Here is a 16,866-nt window from a genome sequence, read left to right on the forward strand (position 1 = left end):
GTGTGGGGGGTCGCCCCCCACAGGGGGCAGGGATGACGGCCGTACGGTTGGGCGGGCTGGCGGTGGACGGGTTGTCCGCCGTGCTGCTGGTGACCCTGGCGGTCGTCCTGGTCGCGGTGCTGGTGTTCGCGGCGGGGGAGCGGTACGGGGTCCGCTTCCACGCGCTGATGCTGCTGTTCGCGGCGGCGATGGCGGTCACGGTCACCGCCACGGACCTGCTCATGCTGCTGATGGGCTGGGAGGTCATGGGCGCGATGTCGTACGCGCTCATCGGCTACGTGTGGCCGGACGCCGAGCGGGTCCGGTCGGCGGACGTGGCGTTCCTGACGACCCGGGCCGCCGACCTGGGCCTGTACGCGGCGGCGGGTTTCGCGGTCGCGGGCGCCCATTCGCTGCGGCTGGACGCGCTCGCGCAGGCGGACGCCCCCTGGCGGGACCTGGTCGCGGCGGGGATCGTGGTGTCCGCGCTGGGCAAGTCGGCGCAGCTGCCGTTCTCGTTCTGGCTGGCGCGGGCCATGGCGGGCCCGAGCCCGGTGTCGGCGCTGCTGCATTCGGCCACGATGGTCGCCGCCGGGGCGTACCTGCTGATGCGCGTCCATCCGCTGCTGGCCGCGACCGGCTGGGCGGACGCGCTCGTGTCGTGGGCGGGTGCGGTGACCGCCCTGCTGCTGGGCGCCGTCGCGCTGGCCCAGCGGGACCTCAAGCAGCTCCTCGCCGCGTCCACGTGCGCGCAGATCGGCTTCATGGTGCTGGGCGCCGGAGCGGGTTCGGTGGGCGGGGCGACGGCCCAGCTCGTCGCGCACGCGGCGGTGAAGAGCCTGCTGTTCCTCTGCGCGGGCGTCTGGCTGACCGCCCTCGGGACCGAGCGCTTGGACGAACTGCGCGGTGCGGCCCGGCGGCACCGGCTCGTCGGCGCCGCGTTCGGCGTGGGGGCGCTGGCGCTGGCGGGCGTCCCGCCGCTGTCGCTGTGGGTGACCAAGGACGAGGTGCTGCGCGGCCTGCCCGCCGGGCTGCTCGCGGTGGGGCTCGCGGCGTCGGTGCTGTCGTCGGCCTACCCGGCGAAGGCGCTGTTCGCGGTGTTCCGTCCTGTCGTGGGGGCGGGGATCCGGGTGCCGGTCCTCGGGCAGGCTCCGCTGGTCGTGCTGGCCTTCGCGGCGGCGGTGCTCGGCGTACTGGGGGTGCCCGCGGTGGCGGACGCCTGGCGACGCATGCTCGGCATGCCGCACGAGGGCGGCCCCGACCTGGAGGTGCTCGTCCTGTCCGGCGCCCTGGCGGTGCTCACGGTCGGCGCGGTCGGGGCCGCCCGGCGGGTTCCGGCGCCCGGATGGGCGGTGGAATGGCTCTACCTGGAGCGGGCCGCGGGGGCGGTCGTCGTGCGTCCGGCATTCGCGGCCGCGCGGGCGCTGGCCCGGTTCGACGACCGGGTCGTGGACGGCGCCGTCCGGGGCGCCGCGCGCGGCGGCCGGTGGGCGGCGGGCCTGGCCGGGCGCCGGGTCGAGATCCGCGTGGACGGTGTGACCGCCCTGGTGGTGCGCGCCGCCCGCGCCCTCGCCGCGCTGGCCCGCCGCCCGCAGACCGGGCAGGTGCACCTGTACTACGCCCAGGCCGCGGTGGTGCTCGCGGTGCTCGTCGTCGTCGCCGTCCTGGCCGGGTGAGCCGATGCTGACACTGGTGATCTTCCTGCCCGTCCTGGTCGCGGCCGTGCTGCCGGCCGTCCCGCGCCGCGCGGTGCCGTGGACGTGGACCGCCGTCAGCCTCGCGGAGGTCGCGCTCGTCGGCTGGATGTGGGTCGCGCACGGCACGGGCGGCGGGCTCTCGTACGAGACCGACGTGCGGTGGATCCCGTCCGTCGGGGCCGGCTACCACGTCGGCGTGGACGGCCTGTCGCTGCCGCTGCTCGCCCTCACCGCCGTGCTGTTCGCGGCCTGCGCGGTGTACTCGCTGCGGCACACGCACCGGGTGCGGGCGTTCGCGATGCTGTTCCTCTTCCTGGAGACGGTGTGCCTCGGCCTGTTCGCGGCCCTCGACCTCCTGCTGTTCTTCGTCTTCTTCGACCTGTCGATCGTCGGCATGTACTTCGTGATCCTGCTCTGGGGGCACGGCGACAGGTCGCGGTCGGCGCTGAAGTTCTTCCTCTACACCTTCCTCGGGTCGCTGGTCCTGCTGCTCGGCTTCATCGGCCTCTACCTCGGCGCCGACCCCAACACCTTCGACATGGTCGAGCTGACCCGGAACCCGCCGCTGCACGGCGGGCTCGCCGGGTTGACGCTGCTCGCCGTGGCGATCGGGCTCGGCATCAAGACGCCGGTCGTCCCGTTCCACACCTGGCTGCCGCCCGCGCACACCGACGCGCCCGCCGCCGGGTCGGCGATCCTCGCCGGGGTGATGCTGAAGATGGGCACCTACGGGCTCGTCCGGATCGCGATGCCGATGCTGCCGGACGCCTGGCGCCGCTACGCGCTCGCCTTCCTGATCGTCGGGCTGGTCAGCGTCCTGTACGGGGCACTGGTCGCCCTCGCGCAGGACAACGTCAAGCGGCTCATCGCCTACACGTCCGTGAACCACATGGGTTACATCGTCCTCGCGCTGGGTGCGGCCGGGTACGCGTCCGGCGACGCGGACGCGCGGCGCCTCGCGGTGACCGGCGCGGTGACGCAGATGGTCAGCCACGGGCTCGTCACCGGCGCGCTGTTCCTGCTGGCCGGGGTCCTGCACGACCGCGCCGACAGCTACGACATCGGCCGGTTCGGCGGGATCGCGCGGAACGCGCCGGTGTTCGCGTGGCTGTTCGCGGTGGCCGCGTTCGCCTCGCTCGGGCTGCCCGGCCTGTCCGGGTTCATCGCCGAGTTCCAGATCTTCGCCGGGACGATCGGGAGCGGCACCGCCGCAGCCGCCGCGGCCGGCGCGCTCGCCGTCCTCGGCATCCTGATCACGGCCGGGCTGTTCCTGCGCGTCCTGCACCGGGCCGTGCTCGGGCCGCCCGGCGAGTTGACCGGCCGGGTCACCGACGTGCGCCGGCCCGAGCTCGCCGCGCTCGCCCCGCTGCTGCTCCTGTCGCTGCTCATCGGCGTGGTGCCGCGCGGCCTGCTCGACACGATCGAGCCCGTCTCGGCCGCCGTCGTCGGGCTCGTGGGACGGTGACGCGGCACGGTGATGAACGAGAACCCCGCCGACCTCGCCCCCGAGCTGTGCGTCCTGCTCGCCGCCGTCCTCGGCCTGGTCAACGGGCTGTTCCTGCCGCGGACCCGGCAGTGGCGGGTCGCGGTGATCTGCGCGGCCGGGCTCGCCGCCGGGCTCGTCGCCGCCGGGGTGGCGGCGACCCGCGCCGACCTGGCGGTGTTCGACGCGTTCGAGGTCGACCCGATCACGCACGTCACCCGGATCGCCGTGATGGCCGCGACGCTCGCCGTGCTGGCCCTCGCCGCCGGGCCGGTGCGCGGCCATCCGCGGGAGAGCGAGCACTACGTCCTGATCCTGCTGTCGGCGCTCGGGGCGATCGTGCTGGGGGCCTCGTCCGACCTGCTGGTGCTGGTCGCCGCCTACCTGCTGGCGAGCATCCCCGCCTACGCCCTCGCCGGGTTCGGCAAGGACGCGCCGGGCACCGAGGCCGCGCTGAAGTACTACCTGATGGGGGCGCTGCTCGGCGTGTTCATGCTCGCCGGGGTGACGGTGCTGTCCGGGGTGGGGCGCGGCACCTCCTACGCGGCGCTGCGCGCGGGCCTCGCCGACGCCCCCTCGGCGGCGGTCGCCGCCGGTGTCGTCGCGCTGCTCGCCGGGCTGCTGTTCAAGGCGGGCGCGGTCCCCGGGCACTTCTGGGTCCCGGACGTCACCGAGGGCGCGCCGCCGGCCGTCGCCGCGTTCGTCACGACCGTCCCGAAGATCGGCGCGTTCGCCGCCCTCTACCGGTTCGGCGCCGAGGCCCTCCCGCCCGGCGCGGCAGGGTGGCCCACGCTCGTCGCCGTCGTCGCGGCGGCCACCATGACGCTCGGCAACCTCGCCGCGTTCGGGCAGGACAACGTGCGGCGGCTGCTGGCCTACTCGACCGTCAGCCAGGCGGGCTACCTGCTCGTCCCCGTCGCGATGGCGGGACGCGCCGACCTGGCCGAGCCCGCGCTGCTGTACTACGTCGCCGCCTACGCGGTGACCAACGCGGGCGCGTTCGCGGTGGTCCTCGCGGCCGGACGCGACGACCTCGCCGGATACGCGGGGCTGATGCGCCGCTCACCGGTGCTCGGCCTGTCGCTGGTGATCTGCCTGCTCGGCTTCATCGGCACCCCGCCGACCGCCGTGTTCGTCGGGAAGGTCCTGATGTTCGGCGCGGCCCTGGACGGCCGCTACCTGTGGCTCGCCGTCGTCGCCGCCGTCAACACGGTCGCGAGCGTCTTCTACTACCTGCGCTGGATCGTCCCGGCGTTCCGGCGGCCGGACGGGACGTCCCGTCCGGCGCGGGGCGCCACGGCGGTCGCCGTCGCCGCCGCGCTGCTCTCGCTGGCGCTCGGGATCGGCGCCGGCGTGGCCCTGGCGAGGTGAACCCCGGACCGGTCAGTTCAGGAGGCCGTGCTCCCCGGCCAGGTCGAGCGCGGCCCGCGCCGCCGGGGCGAGCAGGTGCCGCTCGCCGCGCCCCACGTAGACGTACTCGTCCACCTCGCCGGCCGCGGTCATCGCGCCCCGGTACGCGGCGGTGAAGCAGGCCATCCGCACGTGGGCGAAGTCGGGCTGGTCGTGGGCGGGCGCGCGGATGACGCCCAGTTCCCGGAAGGACGCCCGGTCCAGCTCCAGCGCGAGCTCCTCCCGGACCTCGCGGGACAGGGCCGACCAGTCGTCCTCGCCCGGCTCGCGCTTGCCGCCCGGAAGGTAGAGCAGGTCGCGGCCCCGCGACCGGACCGCGAGCATCCGGCCGTCCGCCACCTGCACCCACGCCACCACATCGAGATCTGCCACGCCGATCAGTCTCCTACAGCCTCCGGGACTCCAGGACCCGGCGCAGGAACTCGCGAGTCCGCGGCTCGGCGGGCTCGGTGAAGATCTGCTCGGCGGGCCCGCGCTCCAGCAGCACGCCGTCGTGCAGGAAGCACACGGTGTCGGCGATGTCGCGGGCGAAGCCCATCTCGTGCGTCGCCAGGACCATCGTCATGCCGGAGTCCTTCAGCTCCCGGATGATGTCCATCACCTCGGTGACCAGCTCGGGGTCGAGCGCGGACGTCACCTCGTCCAGCAGCAGCAGGCTGGGCCGCCCCGCCATCGCCCGGACGATCGCGACGCGCTGCTGCTGCCCGCCGGAGAGCCGGTCGGGGTACTCGGCGGCCTTGTCGGCGAGCCCGAACCGCTCCAGCAGCTCCCGGGCGTCCTTCTCGGCCTCGGCGCGCCGCCGCTTGTGCACGCGCACCGGCGCGAGGGTGATGTTGTCCAGCACCGACATGTGCGGGAACAGGTTGTAGGACTGGAACACCATCCCGATGCGCTTGCGGACGTCGTCGGGGTCGGCGTCCGGGTCGGTGATGTCGTCGCCGTCCAGGAAGATCGCCCCGTCGTCGACGGTCTCCAGCACGTTGACGCAGCGCAGCAGCGTCGACTTGCCCGAGCCGGACGCGCCGATCAGGCAGACGACCTCGTGCGGCGCGACGTCCAGGTCGACGCCGCGCAGCACCGGATGCGCGTGGTAGGTCTTCCACACGCCCTCGACGCGCAGCAGCGGTTCGCTCATGTGCCGCCTCCGGGGGCGCGGCGCCGCTCCGCGCGCGCCGCGAGATGGTCGGTGAACCTCGCCATCGGCACCGTCAGCGCGATGAACAGCACCGCCGAGGCCAGGAACGGCGTGTAGTTGAAGGTGTCGGCCGAGTGGATCTGCGCCTGCCGGAGCGCCTCCAGCGGACCGAGGACGGCGACGAGCGCGGTGTCCTTCTGCAGCGAGGCGAAGTCGTTCAGCAGGGGCGGCACGACCCGGCGCACCGCCTGCGGCAGCACCACGAACCGGAGGCTCTGCGTGCGGCTGAGGCCGAGCGACCGCGCGGCGGCGCGCTGGCTCGGATGGATCGAGTCGATCCCGGCGCGGAACACCTCCGCGACGTACGCGCCGTAGGACAGCACCAGCGCGAACCCGCCCAGCACGGCCGGATTGTCGGGAATGCCCTGCAGCCGCAGCGCGGGCAGCCCGAACCCGACCAGGTACACCAGCAGGATCGTCGGGATGCCCCGGAACACGTCGGTGTAGGCGACGGCGAGCGCCCGCAGCGGGAAGAACAGCGGGCTGCGCAGCCCCCGCGCGAGCGCCACCAGCAGCCCGACGGCCAGGATCACCGGCTCGGCGATCAGGAAGATCCGGACGTTCAGCCAGAAGCCGCGCAGCACGTCGGGGAACGCGTCGGTGAACTCGCCCCAGGAGAAGAACGTCTCCTGCACCCGGGGCCAGCCGGGCGAGGACACCACGACCGCCACGACGATGACCGCGAACAGCACGGTCGACGCCGTGGCGAGGGACGCCGACCGGGCGCCGGCGCGGCGGCGCTGGCGCTCCCGGTCGAGCTGCCGTGCGCTCTTGACCCAGGCGCCGTCGCCGGGCGCGCTCGTCCCGGACGCGGTCACTTCAGCACGGGAGCGCCCGCCGACGACGTCAGCCACCGCTCCTCGATCTTCGCCAGCTCACCGGACGACTTCAGCTCCCCGATCGCCTGGTCGAGGCAGCCGACCAGCGGGTTGCCCTTCTCCAGCAGCAGCCCGAAGTGCTCGGTCTCGCCGCCCTGCGTCTGCGGCAGCTGCCCGACGATCTTGGAGCCCTCGACCTGGGCGGCGGTCACGTAGAACGCGGTCGGCAGGTCGACCAGCAGCACGTCCGCCTGCTTGTTCTTCAGCGCGTTGACGGCGTCGATCTGGTTGTTGAACACCTTCGGCTCGGCGTCCGGCTTGAGCTGGTTCTTGACCGCCTGGTAGGAGGTCGTGCCGACCTGCACGGCGATCTTCGCGCCCTTCAGCTCGGCGATGCTCGACGCGTCCGCGAACTTGGTGCCCTCCAGCGCGACCACGCCCTGCTGGACCTCGTAGTAGCCGTCGCTGAACGTCACGGCCTTCTCGCGGGCGGGGGTGACGGAGATCTGGTTGATGTCGAAGTCGAACTTCTTCGTGCCGGGCGCGTAGGACGACTCGAACGACTCGACCGTCCAGGCCACCTCGTCCTTGGTGAAGCCCAGCTTGCCGGCGACCGCGTAGGCGACGGCGCTCTCGAAGCCCTGCCCGTTCTTCGGGTCGTCGTCCTTGAACCACGGCTCGAACGCGGGCTTGTCGGTGGCGACCGTCAGCTTGCCGGGCGTCTTCAGGGCGAGCTTGTCCTTCGTGCAGGACGCGGGGCTCTTGGAGGCGGCGGCGGTGTCGTCCTCCTGCGGGGCGCAGGCGGTGACGGCGAGGGTCAGCGCGGCCAGTCCGGTGAGGACGGCCGCCAGGGGGCGGCGGTGCATTGGGGGCCTCCAGCGGTCGTTTTGTTATCAGGCAGAACGGGGAGTGGCCGGGCGCAGCGTGAGGGACCGCACACCCTTGAGGCCGAGGGCATCGGTGGCCGATCCCTGGTTGACGGCGAGGCCGAGCCAGCCGGACGAGTCCGTCCACAGCAGCGGCTCGCCGGGCGCGACCGCGCCGAAGGTCTCCGCGAAGGCCACGCGGGCCGAGCCCGGGGCCGGAACGGTCCAAGCGACGTCCAGCGGAGTCCCGGGCGGCAGTTCGCCGAACGCGGCGGTCAGATCGCCGGGTTCGGCGCCGAGGACGAGGCTGCCGAAGCGGTCGGTGTAGAGCACGGGAACGGTGAGGCCGCCGTCGCCCGCCACCGGGGGCGGGACGTCCAGCGGCAGCGGTTCGACCGCCGGACCGAGGTCGGCGACGGCGACGCCGTTCGCGACGTGCGCGGCGGCGGGGGAGAAGATGTCGCGGCCGTGGAAGGAGGTCGACACCTCCGGCAGCCGGTACGCGGGATTCTCCAGGGCGTGCGCCCGGACGACCCCGCCCAGGACCTCGGCGGCGGGGACGAGCAGCCCGTTGTCGGGGCCGATGAGCACGTCCCCGCGCCCGGTCTCGACCGCGACGGGGCGGCGCGGCGTCCCGACGCCGGGGTCGACGATCCCGGTGTGGACGCCGACGGGCAGGTACGGGAGCGCCTGGCGCAGCAGCATCGCGCCCTCGCGGACGTCGAACGGCGTGATCTCGTCGCTCAGCACGAGCACGGTGGCCTCGGGCGCGATCGTGTAGACCACGCCGGCGCAGATGGACGTGTAGGCGGCGCCGAAGTCGGTCGCCAGACTGACGAACGGACGGCTCTCGGACATGGGCGACCTCGGCGGGACCTGCGGTGATGACGGAGGGTGAGAGGCAAAAGGGTACCAAGCCGGTGATCAGCCCGCGCTCCCCGGCTGCTCGTATCCTGCACGGGTGCGCGCCGAAGCCCTCGATCCCGTCCTGCTGCGGACGTTCGTCGCCGTCGCCGACCTCGGCTCCTTCACCGCCGCCGCGGCCGCCGAGGGCTACACCCAGTCGGCGGTGTCCCGGCAGGTCGCCGCGCTGGAGGACGTCTGCGGGGTGGAGCTGTTCGCGCGCGGCGCGCGGGGCGTCCGGCCGACCCCCGCCGGGGAGCACCTGCTGCCGCACGCGCGGGCGCTGCTCGACCGGCTCGCCGCCACCGCCCGCGCGCTCGACGGGCTGCGCCGCCTCGACACCGGGACGCTGCGCCTCGGCGCCTTCCCCACGGCCAACGCCGTGCTCGTGCCGCGCGCCCTCGCCCGGTTCCGGGCCCGGCATCCGGGCGTGCGGCCGGTGCTGCGGGAGGGGACGACCGAGCGGCTGCTGCCGATGCTGGACGCGGGAGACCTCGACATCGTGCTGGTCAGCACGCACAAGCACCCGTCGCTCGACGCCGACCACCTCGTGCCGCTGCTGGACGACGCGCTGCTCGTCGCGCTGCCGAGCGGGCACCGGCTCGCCGCGCGCGACCGCGTCCCGCTGGACGAGCTGGCCGCCGAGCCGTGGATCGTCGCCGACGACCCCGAGGCGATCGCCGCGCTGCGCGCCCGCTGCGAGGCCGCCGGGTTCGTCCCGGAGACCCCGATCCGGGTCGCCGAGTGGATCTCCAAGCTGGGCCTGGTCGCGGAGGGGTTCGGCGTGACGCTCGTGCCCGCGCTGGCGGCCTCGGCCGTGGTGCGGGACGGGGTGGTGCTGCGCGCCGTGGCGTCCGGCCGGGGGCCGCGCCGCACCGTCTACGCGGCGGTGGGGCGGCACGCGCGGCGGTCCCCGGCCGTCACGGCGTTCCTGGCGGACCTGCGTGACGTGGCCGGGGACCTGCGCCCTTAGCCCCTTGCTCCGGAGGCGTCAGGGGACCGCGGCGACGAGCTCGATCTCGATCAGCGCGTCCGGGTGGAAGAGGCGCGGCACCTCCACGGTCGTGCTGGTCGGCGGGGTGCCGGTGATGTGCCGGTAGCGGACCGCCGCGTACTCCGCGCGCAGATCCATGTCGGTGAGGAACGTGCGGATGTTGACGACGTCGTCGAAGCCCGCGCCGTGCGCGGTGAGGATGCGGCCGAGCAGCGAGAAGATCACCTCGCACTGGCGGGTCATGTCGCCGGGGGCGTCCACCTTGCCGTCCTCGTCCATGGCGATCTGCCCCGACACGTAGAGTATCGGCCCCTGGGTGACGTACGCGGTGTGGGAGTAGGCGGGGTTCGGCGGCGCGGGAACGGTGTCCGGGTTGCCGAGCGTGACGCGCATCTGTGCGTTTCTCCTGATGTGGTCGGTGAGTGAGGTGAGGTCGCGGCCGCCGAGCCCGTCGCCGAGCGCGGCCCGCGCGTGCGCCTGGACGGCGGACAGGACGCCGCCCTGCGCGGCGCCGTCGAGTGCGAGGCCGAGGTCCTTGGCGGCGAGCGCGAGGGTGAAGCGGGGCGGGCCCTCGCCGTCCAGCAGGCGGCGTGCCTGCGGGCTGACGCGGGACAGGAGCTCCAGGGCCAGGCCGGTGTCGACACCGAGCCGGTCGGCGACGGCGAGGGCCTCGCCCAGTGTGGCGAAGCCCGCGACGAGCGCGCCGTTCACCACCAGCTTGAGCGCGGCGCCCGCGCCGGGCGGCCCGGCGTGCCGGACGTGCCCGAGCGCCTCGAACGCGGCCGTGCAGCGGGCGAGGTCGTTCTCCGCGGCGCCCGCGAGGATCACCAGCTCGCCCGCCTCCGCCTGCGGGACGCTCCCGGAGACGGGCGCGTCCACGAAGCCGATCCCGGCGGGCAGCCGGTCCCGGACGCGGCGGACGGCGTCCGGCCCGATCGTCGACATGTCGGCGATCACCGCGCCCGGCGCCAGCGCGGCGACCGCCCCGGCGGGACCGAACAGGGCGGCCTCCACCGCGTCCGCGTCGGTGAGCATCGTGATCACCAGGTCGCGGCCGGCGGCGGCCTCGGCGGGCGTGGCCGCCGCGGTGGCGCCGGCCCCCGCGAGCGGCGCCGCGCGGGCGGGCGTCCGGTTCCAGACGGCCAGGTCGTGGCCGGCGGCGAGCAGCCGCGCGGCCATGGGGACGCCCATGCGCCCCAGTCCGAGAAAAGCGATTCTTGTCATGGCGCGATCGACGCTAGGCGCCTTTATGCGATGACACCAGCGAAGGGTTCGCACGCCTGCCATGCGGACGGCGCATGGCTCAGCGGATCAGCCGAAGGCGAAGAGGATCGCCGCCAGGGCCAGCAGCAGCGCCAGGCCCGTCATGAGCACGATGGAGCCGGGGTCGGCCGCGCCGCCGCCCGCGGGCAGCCGGTGCGCCCGCGTCCGCAGCCCGGCCCGCGTGCGCCGCACCAGCAGCGCGGCGCTGCCGCAGACGACGGCCGCGGCGGCGGCCATCCCGGCGGCCGAGGGCGCGAGCCGCACGCACAGCAGGCCCGCGACGGTCAGGGACAGGGTGGTGCGGGACCAGGCCAGCGCCGTCCGCTCCGGCTGCGCCCCCCGGTCCCAGAGCTTCACCGCGTGACCAGGAGCGCGACCAGCAGGGCGATCGCGGCGATCGCGATGCCGTAGGCCATGACCGGGGCGAGCGCGGGCGGCGGCAGAGTCTCGTCGCGGCGCAGGGCGCGCTCGGTGCGCAGCCAGCGGCGGAACGCGAGCACGGCGGTGAGCGCGCCCGTCCCGGCGAACGCGATCGCGAGGCCGTGCCGCAGCACCGGTTCGAGGAAGTCGCCGGCGAGCGCCGCGCCGACGCCGCCCGCGATCAGCGCCAGCGCCGTGCGGATCCAGGCCAGGAACGTGCGCTCGTTGGCGAGGGTGAATCTGGGGTCGGGGTCGTCGCCTTCGGCGAGCAGGCGGTCGGCCCACCTGCCGCGCGGGGAGGACGAGTGCCGTGTCGCGGTCATCGCCATTCATAATAGGCGATGAAAGTGCCCCCGCCATTTTCGGGACGGAAAATCAATTCCGACTGATAATCTGGGAAATGCCTGGTGGGGGGTGGTTCAGCGGGTGCCGAAGCGGCGGGCCGAGGCGTCCTCCTGGGCCAGCCGGTGCAGGGCGGTGAGCACCTGCTCGTAGAGCACGGTGGAGACGAGCAGCGAATGGACCGTCCGGCTGCGGGGCGCGCCCTCGCCGACCCGGCCGATCTCGTGCTCGGCGACCTCGGTCGCGGCGTTGACGTAGGGGCGCAGGTCCGTGAGCGTGATGGGGAAGCCGAGGCGGCGCAGCGCCGTGAACGTGTGCGCGAGCAGGTCGCGGGCGGGGGCGTCGGGGCCGACCGTCCAGCCGAGCTCGCGGACGAGGGCGTCCACGTCCTCGCGGGCGGCGCGCCAGTGCGGGTCGTGCGGGGCGGCGACGTGCGGGCCGATCGCGTGCCGGGTGGTGGCGAACAGGTCGTGCAGGCTGACCCGGTCGTCCTCGACGGCCGCGATGATCTGCTGGATCGCCGCGACGGGCAGGTCCCCGACCTCGCGCAGGGCGTTGATCAGCCGCAGCCGCTCCAGATGGCGGCCGTCGTACTCCGCGCGGGTCGCGCTGACGGTCGAGCCCTTGGGGAGCAGTCCCTCCCGGATGTAGAACTTGATCGTCTGGATCGTCAGACCGCTCCGATCACTGAGCTCGGAGATCTGCACCGTCGAACCCCCTTCGCCGGAGGCCAACGGTAGCGAGGCCGGGTGATTGGATACTGGCACTATCCAATGTCTGTCCGGGTTGTTCTGGTTGTTCGGTTCTCCCGTCGTCCGGTGCGCCGGGTCAGGATGCGGTGCGGCGCATCCCCTCGGAGATCTTCTCGGCGGCGGCGGCCACCGGCCCGGCGTGCAGCCGGCCGGGGGAGCGGGTCAGCCGCTCCAGCGGCCCGGACACCGAGACGGCCGCGATCACCCGGCCGCCGGCGCCGCGGATCGGGGCCGACACCGACCCCACGCCCTGCTCGCGCTCGCCGACGCTCTGCGCCCACCCGCGCCGCCGGACCGACGCCAGCGTCGTCGCCTCGAACTTGGCGTTGCGCAGCCCCCGGTGCAGCCGGTCGGGCTCCTCCCAGGCGAGCAGGATCTGCGCGGCCGACCCCGCCGTCATCGGCAGCGCCGCGCCGACCGGGATGGTGTCGCGCAGGCCGCTGGTCCGCTCGGCGGCGGCCACGCACACCCGGACGTCCCCCTGCCGGCGGAACAGGGAGGCGCTCTCGCCGGTGAGGTCGCGCAACTGGGCCAGGATGGGCTGGGCGATGGCGAGCAGCCGGTCCTCGCCGGCGGCGACGGCGAGCTCGGCGAGCCGCGGCCCGAGGATGAAGCGCCCCTGGCTGTCGCGGTGCACGAGGCGGTGGTGCTCCAGCGCGACGGCCAGCCGGTGCGCGGTCGGGCGGGCCAGCCCGGTCGTCTGGACGAGCTGGGCGAGCGAGGCCGGGCCGGCCTCCAGCGCGTTCAGTACGAGAACCGCTTTGTCAAGTACGCCGACTCCGCTAGAGTTGTCCATGTCTTGATATTGACGTCTCGTAATGTGAGATTGCAAGTCAGGGTGACCGAGACCACGGTGCGCCGGCGACCTGCGCCGGGCACCGACGATCCTTACAGGTGAGGTGGGAGTGATGGGCCGAACACTGGCCGAGAAGGTCTACGACGCGCACGTCGTGCGGCGCGCCGAGGGTGAGCCCGACCTCCTCTACATCGACCTGCACCTCGTCCACGAGGTCACGAGCCCGCAGGCGTTCGACGGGCTGCGGATGGCCGGCCGCAAGGTCCGCCGCCCCGACCTGACCATCGCCACCGAGGACCACAACGTCCCGACCACGGACCTGCTCAAGCCCATCGCCGACCCGGTGTCGCGCACCCAGGTCGAGACGCTGCGCAAGAACTGCTCCGACTTCGGCGTCCGGCTGCACCCGATGGGCGACGACGGGCAGGGCATCGTCCACGTCATGGGCCCGCAGCTCGGCCTCACCCAGCCCGGCATGACCGTCGTGTGCGGCGACTCGCACACCTCCACGCACGGCGCGTTCGGCGCCCTCGCCTTCGGCATCGGCACCAGCGAGGTCGAGCACGTCCTCGCCACCCAGACGCTGCCGCAGGTCCAGCCGAAGACGATGGCCGTCACCGTCGAGGGCGCGCTGCCCGCGGGCGTCACCGCCAAGGACCTCATCCTCGCGATCATCGCGAAGATCGGCACCGGCGGCGGCCAGGGCCACATCATCGAGTACCGCGGCGAGGCGGTCCGCTCGCTGTCGATGGAAGGCCGCATGACGGTCTGCAACATGTCCATCGAGGCCGGCGCCCGCGCCGGGATGATCGCCCCGGACGAGACCACGTTCGAGTACCTCAAGGGCCGCGCGCACGCGCCGCAGGGCGAGGACTGGGACCGGGCCGTCGAGTACTGGACGTCCCTGCGCACCGACGACGACGCGGTCTTCGACAAGGAGGTCGTGATCGACGCGGCCTCGCTGACCCCGTTCGTCACCTGGGGCACCAACCCCGGCCAGGGCCTGCCGCTCGGCGAGTCCGTGCCCGACCCCGCGTCCTTCGCCGACCCGGTCCAGCGCCAGGCCGCCGAGCGCGCCCTCGACTACATGGGCCTCACCGCCGGGACGCCGCTGCGCGAGATCCGGGTCGACACCGTCTTCGTCGGCTCCTGCACCAACGGCCGCATCGAGGACCTGCGCGCCGTCGCCGGCGTGCTGGAGGGCCGCAAGGTCGCCGACGGCGTCCGGATGCTGGTCGTCCCCGGCTCCATGAAGGTCAAGAAGCAGGCCGAGGAGGAGGGCCTGGACGCGGTCATCGCCGCCTCCGGAGCCGAGTGGCGCGAGGCCGGCTGCTCCATGTGCCTGGCGATGAACCCGGACAAGCTCACGCCCGGCGAGCGCAGCGCCTCCACGTCCAACCGCAACTTCGAGGGACGCCAGGGACCCGGCGGCCGCACCCACCTGGTGTCGCCCGCCGTCGCCGCCGCCACCGCAGTCACCGGCCGCCTGACCGCCCCCGCCGACCTCTAGAGGGAACCCACGATGGAAGCGTTCACCACCTACACCGGGCGCGCGGTCCCGCTGCGCCGCAGCAACGTCGACACCGACCAGATCATCCCGGCCGTCTGGCTGAAGCAGGTCAGCCGCACCGGGTTCGACAAGGGCCTGTTCTCCGCCTGGCGCGAGGACCCCGAGTTCGTCCTGAACCAGCCCCAGTACGAGGGCGCGGGCGTCCTGGTCGCCGGGCCCGACTTCGGCACCGGCTCGTCCCGCGAGCACGCCGTCTGGGCCCTCCAGCAGTACGGCTTCCGCGTCATCATCGCCCCGCGCTTCGGTGACATCTTCCGGAACAACTCCACCAAGATGGGGCTGCTGCCGGTCATCCTGACCGGCGAGCAGGTGGAGGACCTCCAGGCCCGGATCGAGAAGGACCCGGCGCTGGAGATCACCGTCGACCTGGACAAGCGCGAGGTGCGCTACGCCGGGGAGACCGCGTCGTTCGAGATCGACGACTACACCCGCTGGCGCCTCATGGAGGGCCTGGACGACATCGGCCTCACCCTCCGCCACGCCGACGCCATCAACGAGTTCGAGAAGTCCCGCCAGGACTGGTTCCCCACCACCGTGTGAGCCCAGGGGGCGCCCCCTGGAACCCCCGTCGTCGAGCAGGCCCGCGACCCCGGAGGAGGCCCCTCCGAAAGGCGCGGGCCGCGCTCATGGGGACCCCGGGCGTGTCGGTGGCCGGCGGCACCAGGGACAATTTCGGGTGTGCCATGCTCGCCGACCGTTTGGGGGAATGGAATTGAGCGCCGTCCCGTGGACCGGGCCGGAGTGGGACGATCCCGCGTTGATGCTGCTCGCGCGCCAGTTGCGTGACGCTCATCGGGCGGTGGCGCCGCTTCCGGCCGAGACCCGGCAGCGGCTCATCCGGCACCTGCTGGCGATCACCGATCTGGCGAAACGGGACGCCGGACTGGCCGCTCGCAGGCTGGACGCGTTCCTCGCCGATTTCCAAGACGGGGCCGACGTCGGTTAGCGTGCGCAGTGGCCGGATCCGGTCCGGTCACCCGGCGAGACGGGGGCGAGGCCGACAAAAACGCCAGCGACACGCCAACTCTTGCGTGCAGGTGATTGTGTCCATGCTGAGGGTCCCTTAGTTTCGTTCGGGCAAGGGGGGAACTAGAGGAGTAACCCATGAACAAGCGTGAGCTGGTCGACGCCATCTCTGACCGGCTGGGCAGCAAGAAGGCCGCAGCCGAGGCCGTCGACGCCATCCTGGAGGCGATCCAGAACGCCGTCGCCAAGGGCGACAAGGTCGCCATCACCGGGTTCGGTTCGTTCGAGAAGGCCGACCGGCCTGCCCGTACGGCCCGCAACCCCGCAACGGGCAAGACCATCGAGGTTCCCGCGACGTCCGTGCCGAAGTTCAAGGCCGGCGCGGACTTCAAGAACCTGGTGGCCGGCAAGAAGTAGCCACGCCGCGTCAGCGCCCGGGACCGTCCGAACGGTCCCGGGCGCTGACGCGTCCACGGGTCAGGTGGGCAGCGGGAACGTCAGGTGGGCAGCGGGAACGTCGACAGCGTCACGGCGGTGACCCGGCCGCCCGGGCCGCCCTCCACCGCGAGGTTCACCCGCTGGCCGAACCGCAGCAGCCGCAGCCCGCCCGCCGCGAACGCGTCCGCGTCGAACGCCAGCTCCGTGCCGTCGTCGAGGAGGACGCTCCCCGACCGGGTCTCCGCGTCGAACGCCTTCACCGTCCCCTGCATGACCGGAACTCTAGGCCACCGAGGGCAGCAGGGCCGCGACCTCGGCGGTGCGGGGGCCGGTGCCGAGCGCGAGGGCCTCGCGGAGGTCCTCCGGAGTGTCGACGTCGCGGCGTACGCTGTCGATGCCGGGCAGGACGATCTCCACGGCGCCGCGGGAGCGGTGCGCCGCCCGCGACCCGCCGCCGAACGCCGGGGCGAACGGCACGCCCGGACGGGCCGTGTACAGCGTCGTGCCGACGCCCGCCGCGTCCGGGACGAACGCCTGCGGCGCGGCCGCGGCGGCGTCGAGGACGCGGGCGAGTTCATCCGGCCGCAGCGCGGGAAGGTCCGCTGAGAGGGCGCCGACGCCCGCGTCCGGGAACAGCTCGCGCCCCCGGCCCGCGCCGTGCACCAGCGCCGGGTTCAGGCCGGCGTCCGGCACGTCGGGCACCACGCGGGCGCCGAGGGCGGCGAGCTCGGCCGCCGGAAGGGGATCGTCGGTGACAACGATCACGTCGCGGACCCGGTCGCAGCGCAGCGCCGCCGCGACCGTGTCGGCCGCCACCGCGAGCGCGAGGGCCTCCCGGTGCGGGCCCGCCGCGGCGGACATGCGGGTCTTGGCCCTGGCGAGCACCTTGACGGGGACGACGAGCGACCAGGGCGGGCGGGGCGCGTTCCGCGCGGCGCGGGCCCGTGCTGTTGTAGACATGGCAACTCGACACT

General features: G+C 73.8%; 20 protein-coding genes. 8 read left to right on the top strand and 12 right to left on the bottom strand.

All coding sequences use genetic code 11. From position 1 onward, the window contains the following. The first annotated feature begins 32 nt into the window (after positions 1–32). From ETD96_RS11855 to ETD96_RS11865, 3 genes are read left to right on the top strand one after another with little or no spacing between them, the layout of a single operon-like run. Entirely contained in the window at positions 33–1,655 is a 1,623-nt protein-coding gene (locus tag ETD96_RS11855) for an NADH-quinone oxidoreductase subunit 5 family protein (protein WP_240807531.1), read from the top strand. A 4-nt stretch (positions 1,656–1,659) separates the two neighbouring features. Further along, entirely contained in the window at positions 1,660–3,141 is a 1,482-nt protein-coding gene (locus ETD96_RS11860) for a complex I subunit 4 family protein (RefSeq protein ID WP_138636366.1), read from the top strand. Between the two features lie 12 nt (positions 3,142–3,153). After that, the gene (locus ETD96_RS11865; RefSeq protein ID WP_138636367.1) at positions 3,154–4,530 is read left to right on the top strand and encodes an NADH-quinone oxidoreductase subunit N; all 1,377 of its coding nucleotides are present in this window, start codon (positions 3,154–3,156) and stop codon (positions 4,528–4,530) included. Between the two features lie 12 nt (positions 4,531–4,542). On the opposite strand, the gene ETD96_RS11870 is transcribed toward ETD96_RS11865, so the two are convergent. From ETD96_RS11870 to ETD96_RS11890, 5 genes are read right to left on the bottom strand one after another with little or no spacing between them, the layout of a single operon-like run. After that, positions 4,543–4,941, bottom strand: a complete 399-nt coding sequence (locus ETD96_RS11870) for an NUDIX hydrolase (protein ID WP_138636368.1) — start codon at positions 4,939–4,941, stop codon at positions 4,543–4,545. Positions 4,942–4,954: 13 nt separating this feature from the next. After that, entirely contained in the window at positions 4,955–5,704 is a 750-nt protein-coding gene (locus ETD96_RS11875; RefSeq protein WP_138636369.1) for an amino acid ABC transporter ATP-binding protein, read from the bottom strand. Then, on the bottom strand, positions 5,701–6,618 hold the full coding sequence (locus ETD96_RS11880; RefSeq protein WP_240807533.1) for an amino acid ABC transporter permease: 918 nt from the start codon (positions 6,616–6,618) through the stop codon (positions 5,701–5,703). Before ETD96_RS11880 ends, ETD96_RS11875 begins: the two co-directional genes overlap by 4 nt. Then, positions 6,579–7,448: an ABC transporter substrate-binding protein gene (locus ETD96_RS11885; RefSeq protein WP_138636370.1), complete on the bottom strand. Its 870-nt coding sequence runs from the start codon at positions 7,446–7,448 to the stop codon at positions 6,579–6,581. The genes ETD96_RS11880 and ETD96_RS11885 overlap by 40 nt, the downstream gene beginning before the upstream one ends. Before the next feature lie 27 nt (positions 7,449–7,475). Beyond that, a complete protein-coding gene (locus ETD96_RS11890) occupies positions 7,476–8,306 on the bottom strand; it encodes an SAM hydrolase/SAM-dependent halogenase family protein (RefSeq protein ID WP_138636371.1) in 831 nt (276 codons plus the stop codon). 103 nt (positions 8,307–8,409) lie between these two features. Here ETD96_RS11890 and ETD96_RS47545 point away from each other — a divergent pair, with 103 nt between their 5' ends. Continuing rightward, entirely contained in the window at positions 8,410–9,324 is a 915-nt protein-coding gene (locus ETD96_RS47545; RefSeq protein ID WP_205719221.1) for a LysR family transcriptional regulator, read from the top strand. A gap of 18 nt (positions 9,325–9,342) precedes the next feature. Here the strand turns inward: ETD96_RS47545 and ETD96_RS11900 are convergent, their stop codons facing one another. The 5 genes from ETD96_RS11900 to ETD96_RS11920 all read right to left on the bottom strand — a co-directional run bounded on the left by ETD96_RS11900 (position 9,343) and on the right by ETD96_RS11920 (position 12,918). Next, a complete protein-coding gene (locus ETD96_RS11900) occupies positions 9,343–10,569 on the bottom strand; it encodes an NAD(P)-binding domain-containing protein (RefSeq protein WP_138636372.1) in 1,227 nt (408 codons plus the stop codon). A gap of 87 nt (positions 10,570–10,656) precedes the next feature. Next, on the bottom strand, positions 10,657–10,965 hold the full coding sequence (locus ETD96_RS11905; protein WP_138636373.1) for a DUF202 domain-containing protein: 309 nt from the start codon (positions 10,963–10,965) through the stop codon (positions 10,657–10,659). Then, the gene (locus ETD96_RS11910) at positions 10,962–11,351 is read right to left on the bottom strand and encodes a YidH family protein (protein WP_138636374.1); all 390 of its coding nucleotides are present in this window, start codon (positions 11,349–11,351) and stop codon (positions 10,962–10,964) included. The genes ETD96_RS11905 and ETD96_RS11910 overlap by 4 nt, the downstream gene beginning before the upstream one ends. 96 nt (positions 11,352–11,447) lie before the next feature. Continuing rightward, positions 11,448–12,077 (bottom strand): MerR family transcriptional regulator, encoded by a 630-nt coding sequence (locus tag ETD96_RS11915; RefSeq protein ID WP_138636375.1) that lies wholly within the window; start codon positions 12,075–12,077, stop codon positions 11,448–11,450. A 121-nt stretch (positions 12,078–12,198) separates the two neighbouring features. Beyond that, positions 12,199–12,918: an IclR family transcriptional regulator gene (locus ETD96_RS11920; RefSeq protein ID WP_138636376.1), complete on the bottom strand. Its 720-nt coding sequence runs from the start codon at positions 12,916–12,918 to the stop codon at positions 12,199–12,201. 112 nt (positions 12,919–13,030) lie between these two features. Here ETD96_RS11920 and leuC point away from each other — a divergent pair, with 112 nt between their 5' ends. The 4 genes from leuC (at position 13,031) to ETD96_RS11940 (ending at position 15,871) form a co-directional block, all read left to right on the top strand. Beyond that, entirely contained in the window at positions 13,031–14,428 is a 1,398-nt protein-coding gene (leuC, locus tag ETD96_RS11925; protein WP_138636377.1) for a 3-isopropylmalate dehydratase large subunit, read from the top strand. Positions 14,429–14,440: 12 nt separating this feature from the next. Further along, positions 14,441–15,028 (top strand): 3-isopropylmalate dehydratase small subunit, encoded by a 588-nt coding sequence (gene leuD, locus ETD96_RS11930; RefSeq protein WP_138636378.1) that lies wholly within the window; start codon positions 14,441–14,443, stop codon positions 15,026–15,028. A gap of 172 nt (positions 15,029–15,200) precedes the next feature. Beyond that, a complete protein-coding gene (locus ETD96_RS11935) occupies positions 15,201–15,434 on the top strand; it encodes an SCO5555 family protein (protein WP_240807537.1) in 234 nt (77 codons plus the stop codon). Positions 15,435–15,592: 158 nt separating this feature from the next. Next, on the top strand, positions 15,593–15,871 hold the full coding sequence (locus tag ETD96_RS11940; RefSeq protein WP_021598708.1) for an HU family DNA-binding protein: 279 nt from the start codon (positions 15,593–15,595) through the stop codon (positions 15,869–15,871). An 80-nt stretch (positions 15,872–15,951) separates the two neighbouring features. Here the strand turns inward: ETD96_RS11940 and ETD96_RS11945 are convergent, their stop codons facing one another. Together ETD96_RS11945 and cofC are read right to left on the bottom strand one after the other, a co-directional pair. Beyond that, positions 15,952–16,164, bottom strand: a complete 213-nt coding sequence (locus ETD96_RS11945) for a hypothetical protein (protein WP_138636380.1) — start codon at positions 16,162–16,164, stop codon at positions 15,952–15,954. Between the two features lie 10 nt (positions 16,165–16,174). Continuing rightward, positions 16,175–16,852 (bottom strand): 2-phospho-L-lactate guanylyltransferase, encoded by a 678-nt coding sequence (gene cofC, locus ETD96_RS11950; RefSeq protein ID WP_138636381.1) that lies wholly within the window; start codon positions 16,850–16,852, stop codon positions 16,175–16,177. Positions 16,853–16,866 lie beyond the last annotated feature (14 nt).

Source organism: Actinomadura geliboluensis, from assembly GCF_005889745.1.
Classification (GTDB): Bacteria; Actinomycetota; Actinomycetes; order Streptosporangiales; family Streptosporangiaceae; genus Spirillospora; species Spirillospora geliboluensis.

What these genes read in the sequence shown, in the direction of transcription:
- cofC (WP_138636381.1), bottom strand. Translation starts at nt 16,852, where the DNA reads ATGTCTACAACAGCACGGGCCCGCGCCGCGCGGAACGCGCCCCGCCCG.
- leuC (WP_138636377.1), top strand. Translation starts at nt 13,031, where the DNA reads ATGGGCCGAACACTGGCCGAGAAGGTCTACGACGCGCACGTCGTGCGG.
- leuD (WP_138636378.1), top strand. Translation starts at nt 14,441, where the DNA reads ATGGAAGCGTTCACCACCTACACCGGGCGCGCGGTCCCGCTGCGCCGC.
- ETD96_RS11890 (WP_138636371.1), bottom strand. Translation starts at nt 8,306, where the DNA reads ATGTCCGAGAGCCGTCCGTTCGTCAGTCTGGCGACCGACTTCGGCGCC.
- ETD96_RS11860 (WP_138636366.1), top strand. Translation starts at nt 1,660, where the DNA reads ATGCTGACACTGGTGATCTTCCTGCCCGTCCTGGTCGCGGCCGTGCTG.
- ETD96_RS11855 (WP_240807531.1), top strand. Translation starts at nt 33, where the DNA reads ATGACGGCCGTACGGTTGGGCGGGCTGGCGGTGGACGGGTTGTCCGCC.
- ETD96_RS11885 (WP_138636370.1), bottom strand. Translation starts at nt 7,448, where the DNA reads ATGCACCGCCGCCCCCTGGCGGCCGTCCTCACCGGACTGGCCGCGCTG.
- ETD96_RS11865 (WP_138636367.1), top strand. Translation starts at nt 3,154, where the DNA reads ATGAACGAGAACCCCGCCGACCTCGCCCCCGAGCTGTGCGTCCTGCTC.
- ETD96_RS11900 (WP_138636372.1), bottom strand. Translation starts at nt 10,569, where the DNA reads ATGACAAGAATCGCTTTTCTCGGACTGGGGCGCATGGGCGTCCCCATG.
- ETD96_RS11945 (WP_138636380.1), bottom strand. Translation starts at nt 16,164, where the DNA reads ATGCAGGGGACGGTGAAGGCGTTCGACGCGGAGACCCGGTCGGGGAGC.
- ETD96_RS11910 (WP_138636374.1), bottom strand. Translation starts at nt 11,351, where the DNA reads ATGACCGCGACACGGCACTCGTCCTCCCCGCGCGGCAGGTGGGCCGAC.
- ETD96_RS11875 (WP_138636369.1), bottom strand. Translation starts at nt 5,704, where the DNA reads ATGAGCGAACCGCTGCTGCGCGTCGAGGGCGTGTGGAAGACCTACCAC.
- ETD96_RS11920 (WP_138636376.1), bottom strand. Translation starts at nt 12,918, where the DNA reads ATGGACAACTCTAGCGGAGTCGGCGTACTTGACAAAGCGGTTCTCGTA.
- ETD96_RS11940 (WP_021598708.1), top strand. Translation starts at nt 15,593, where the DNA reads ATGAACAAGCGTGAGCTGGTCGACGCCATCTCTGACCGGCTGGGCAGC.